We start from the raw sequence: 3897 nt of genomic DNA, 5'->3' as shown, positions 1-3897 counted from the left end.
GCCCGCCACGCGTCTGCGTCGTCGTCGACACCTCCGGCTCGGTCAGCGACCGCGAGCTGGGCAGCGCGCTGCTGGAGGTCACCGCGATCGCCCGGGCCGTCGGCGGGCGTCGCGACCTGGTCAGCGTGCTGCCCTGCGACGCCGCCGCCGACCGGGTGCTGCCGCTGTGCCGGGCCGAGGACCTTCCGCTCGTCGGCGGCGGGGGCACGGACCTGCGTACCGGTTTCGCCCGGGCGCTGCGGCACGGTCGCCGCCCGGACGTCGTCGTCGTGCTGACCGACGGGCAGACGCCCTGGCCCGCCGCGCGTCCCTCCTGCCGGACCGTCGTGGGTCTGTTTCCCCGGCACACGCGGTGGAGCGAACACGCCGACCGGGTGCCCACGTCACCACCGGACTGGGCCCGGGTGGTCACGATCGGCGCGGCGCCGCGGTGACGGCGCCGGTCAGGCGGTGGCCTCCAGCTCGTCGAAGGCCATGTTCCACCACGACTCGGGGTCGGCGAACGCCGCCGGGTCGACCGCCCGCAGGTCCTCGCGGATCGCCGCCGCCCGGACGGCCCGCTCCCGCCCGCCCGGGTCGGTCGCGATGAGTTGCCCCAACCGGTAGAGGAACTCCACGAACGCGGCGAACGTGCGGTTCACCGTCTCCAGGTTTGGTGTCTCCAGGTCGAGCAGGAGCACCTCGCCGGTGCCCGCGTCCAGGCAGAACAGCAGCGCGGGATCCTCCGGGGAGCAGCCCAGCACGACGTACGGGCGGGGACCCTGATCGCCCAGCTCGATCGACAGGGTGGAGAACAGCTCCAGGTCGGGGACCGTGACGTCCACCGTGAACAGGATCGGCACCTCGACCGGCAGCGCGCCGTCGGGCGGGAAGACCTCCGGGCCGAGCGGCCCGAGCACGGCGTCGAAGCGCCGGTCGGGGAAGTAGACGACGCCCCGCTCACCCCAGAGCGCGGTGAGCTGCTCGCGGGTGACCGTCACGGCTGGTCCCCGTCGTCCTCGTCCGCCTCGTCGAGCAGGCCCTGCCGGTCGAGGAACGCGTACCACCCGTCGTCGTCGGTGACCAGCTCGGCGTAGCCGGGGCCGAGGACGTAGTAGTGCACGAACGAGTCGAGGTCGGGGGCCAGCTCCGCGAACGCGTCGCCCATGAACCACTCGGTGCCGGTCGGCGGGAAGTACCACACCGCGCCGGTGGCCCGCTCCAGGAAGATGGGCTCGTCGCTGCGGGTGCCGACGACCAGCCAGCCGGCCTTGTCCTGCGGGATGGGGGAGAAGTCGGGCGCGTAGTCGAGGAAGTACTGCACCCCGGCCAGTCGGGCGGTCGAGGCCAGCTCGATCGCGCCGGCCCGCAGCCCGTCGGCGACGAGCAGGAACTCGCGCAGGCCGCCCGGCAGCTCCGCCGGCACGTCACCGTCGCCGGCCGGTTCGCCGATCTGCCCGTACGCGAGACTCGCCGGCTCGTCGGCGGCCAGGTCGGCCCGGAGCTCGCCGAGAAGCTGCGCAAGATCGGGAGTCAATCCACTACCTCTATTCGGATCGGGGTCCCGTCCGGCAGATTCTGGATCTGCCCCCAGATCTGGGAGCCGATGTCTGTGTTGGTTCTACCATGCAGCAGCTTGAGGTTGTCGACGGTGTCCGGCCCGCCGAGCTGCAGTTCCCACACGTGGTCGGGGTGCTGGTCGCTGAGCCGTTGGCTGAGCCGGTTGGCGAGGTCCTTGTCGTGCGGCCAGTACTTGTCCCAGATCTTCTGCCGGATCCGCTCCTTGTAGCCGTCGGTGATGCTCTTGTCCCGCTCGACCGGGTTGGTCGCCTTGTAGAGCTTGCCCTCGTCGCTGAGCTTCTTCAGCGCCGCCATCTTGCGCCGGAACTGGGCGGTGGCGTGGAAGTCCCGGCGCTGCACCCGGACCACCGTCGTGGGCAGGCTCCGGTTCGGCCCGGTGACCCGGACGATCGGCTTCTCGAGCTTCTCGACCGCCTTGCGGACGATCTTGCCGGCGGCCGGCTTCGCGGCGGCGCCCCGGCCGCGTCTCGGGCTAGGCATCGAGCAGCCGGTTGACGACCTGGTCGATCAGCGCGCCGACGATCTCCCGGCTGATGATCTGGAAGACCGGGATCTCGGCCAGCGACGCCCCGAACGTCACCACGGCGGTGGCGATCGCCTGGGCCACCTCGAACGCGAGGATCGCCAGCTGCACGATCACCGCGATCTTCAACGCCAGCACGATCGCCGCGCAGATGATCAGCCCGGCGCCGAGCAGCACGGCCGCCGGCATGCTGTCGTGCAGCACCAGCGGCCCGTTCTGCCCGCCGCCCCACCACTTCTGGAACGCGGCCACCGCCGGCCCGACGTTCTGCGTCCACACCTGCGCGGCCGCCGCGTCCGCCTCGTCGGCCGTCGCTCCGATCCGGCCGGCGAACTCGATCCACGCCTGGCCCATCTCGAACAGCTTCACCTCGTCGGCCTCGGGCCAGGTGTAGCCGATCCAGCCGAGCGCGGTGATCAGCTCACCGGGCAGTTGCAGTCCCACCGCTCACCCCAACCCGCCGGCCAGCGACCGCATCGTGCCCGCGCCGTCGTCGTCGACCCGCTCGTACGCGTCGGCCATCCCGGTGATGTCGGCGCCGGCGGAGGTGAACTCGTCGGCGGCCATGCCCACGCAGTCGAAGATGTAGGTGGCCACCTCGGTGTAGGCGACGCCGATCAGCGAGCCGATGTCGTCGGTGCCCCACGGCTCGCCGTAGCCCTGCATCCGCGCCTCGAACGCCGCCAGCTCGCCGTCGAACCGCTTGGCCACGTCGGCGACGCCCCGGCCGGCCGCCCGGATCAGCGGCGGGTGCACCTCGAAGCCGTCGCCGCTCACCGCTGCGCCCCCCGCGCCAGCCGCTCCTGTGCCTCGGTGAGCGCGTCGAGGAACGACCCGAGCCGGGGTACGGCGGTGTCCCGCACCTCCCGCAACTGCTCGCGCAGCTGCGACATGTCCGCCACCTGCGGAGCCGGCGTCGTGCGCAGCCCGTCGATCGCCGCGTTGACCGCGGTGACCACGTGCGCGGTCAGTTCCTCGGAGCCGAGCCGCATCAGCCGCGGCTCGACGTGCAGCGACCGGAGCCGGCCGTCCGGCCCCATCTCCGCGCGGACCTGACCGTCGGCGGCCTCGCCGACGGCCGGCGTGTCCGCGTCCGGACCGGGCGGCGGGCCGACCGTCCGAAGTGCCGCCATCGTCGCGTCGAGCATGCGGGTGAAGTCACCGCTCATCGAAGGATCCGCGCTCATGATGCCTCCCCAGGGCGAAACGCCCCGAGCGTAGCCGAGCCGGGCACGCCGGTCCGTCCCGTCTCAGTCGAGCAGCGCCAGGAGCGCGTGCAGCGCCGGGTTGCGGTTCTCCGCCGGCCAGGCCAACCCGACCTCCACGGTGGGCGTCGGCGCGGTGAACCGGCGCAGCCGTACGCCGGGCAGCCGCAACGCCCGGGCCCGACCGGCCGGCACGGCCGCGACCACGTCGCCCTGCGCCACCGCGCGCAGCAACTGCTCGTCGTCCGGCTCCTGCCGGACCAGCCGGAAGCCGCCGCGCGGCCACACCTGCGCGATGGTCCGGTCGAACATGCCCGGCCCGTTCTCCCGCGGCCACATCACCGCCGGCAGGTCGACCACCTCGGGCCGGCCGATCCGGCGACGACCGGCGGCCAGCGGATGACCGGCCGGCACCGCCAGCACCAGCTCCTCGGTGTCGACCGTGCGGCAGAGCAGCGCCGGTTCGTCCACCGGGGGGCGGACGAACGCCGCGTCCAGCCGGCCGGCGAGCAGGCCGGCGACGTTCGGCGCGGTCCAGGCCGTCTCGGCGACCACCTCGACGTCCGGGTGGGCGGCCCGGAAGCGGGCCACCAGCGCGTCCACCCGGCC

8 protein-coding genes are annotated in these 3897 nt (G+C 73.3%); 1 reads left to right on the top strand and 7 read right to left on the bottom strand.

Going from position 1 to position 3897, the window contains the following annotated elements:
* Nucleotides 1-434, top strand: a 434-nt coding sequence (locus HUW36_RS27575; protein WP_246248351.1) for a VWA-like domain-containing protein, incomplete at its 5' end; no start/stop codon positions are given.
* Nucleotides 435-443: 9 nt separating this feature from the next.
* Here the strand turns inward: HUW36_RS27575 and HUW36_RS27570 are convergent.
* From HUW36_RS27570 to HUW36_RS27540, 7 genes are all read right to left on the bottom strand, one after another.
* Nucleotides 444-980 (bottom strand): SUKH-4 family immunity protein, encoded by a 537-nt coding sequence (locus HUW36_RS27570; protein ID WP_174530809.1) that lies wholly within the window; start codon nucleotides 978-980, stop codon nucleotides 444-446.
* Complete coding sequence (locus HUW36_RS27565; RefSeq protein WP_174530808.1) at nucleotides 977-1516, bottom strand: SUKH-4 family immunity protein; 540 nt, start codon at nucleotides 1514-1516, stop codon at nucleotides 977-979. The genes HUW36_RS27570 and HUW36_RS27565 overlap by 4 nt, the downstream gene beginning before the upstream one ends.
* On the bottom strand, nucleotides 1513-2040 hold the full coding sequence (locus HUW36_RS27560) for an endonuclease (RefSeq protein WP_174530807.1): 528 nt from the start codon (nucleotides 2038-2040) through the stop codon (nucleotides 1513-1515). The genes HUW36_RS27565 and HUW36_RS27560 overlap by 4 nt, the downstream gene beginning before the upstream one ends.
* Entirely contained in the window at nucleotides 2033-2527 is a 495-nt protein-coding gene (locus HUW36_RS27555) for a WXG100-like domain-containing protein (RefSeq protein WP_174530806.1), read from the bottom strand. Before HUW36_RS27555 ends, HUW36_RS27560 begins: the two co-directional genes overlap by 8 nt.
* 3 nt (nucleotides 2528-2530) lie before the next feature.
* A complete protein-coding gene (locus tag HUW36_RS27550) occupies nucleotides 2531-2860 on the bottom strand; it encodes a hypothetical protein (protein ID WP_174530805.1) in 330 nt (109 codons plus the stop codon).
* Entirely contained in the window at nucleotides 2857-3270 is a 414-nt protein-coding gene (locus HUW36_RS27545) for a YbaB/EbfC family nucleoid-associated protein (protein ID WP_174530804.1), read from the bottom strand. Before HUW36_RS27545 ends, HUW36_RS27550 begins: the two co-directional genes overlap by 4 nt.
* 63 nt (nucleotides 3271-3333) lie before the next feature.
* Nucleotides 3334-3897: LysR family substrate-binding domain-containing protein (locus HUW36_RS27540; RefSeq protein ID WP_174530803.1), on the bottom strand; the 564-nt coding region annotated here is incomplete at its 5' end.

It is taken from the genome of Micromonospora maritima (genome assembly GCF_902825405.1).
GTDB lineage: Bacteria > Actinomycetota > Actinomycetes > Mycobacteriales > Micromonosporaceae > Micromonospora > Micromonospora maritima.
The sequence above is the reverse complement of the archived record's forward strand: the minus strand, read 5'-3'. Positions and strand labels throughout refer to the sequence as shown.

Coding starts and splice junctions, on each gene's coding strand:
- HUW36_RS27560 (WP_174530807.1), bottom strand. CDS start 2,040: ATGCCTAGCCCGAGACGCGGCCGGGGCGCCGCCGCGAAGCCGGCCGCC.
- HUW36_RS27545 (WP_174530804.1), bottom strand. CDS start 3,270: ATGAGCGCGGATCCTTCGATGAGCGGTGACTTCACCCGCATGCTCGAC.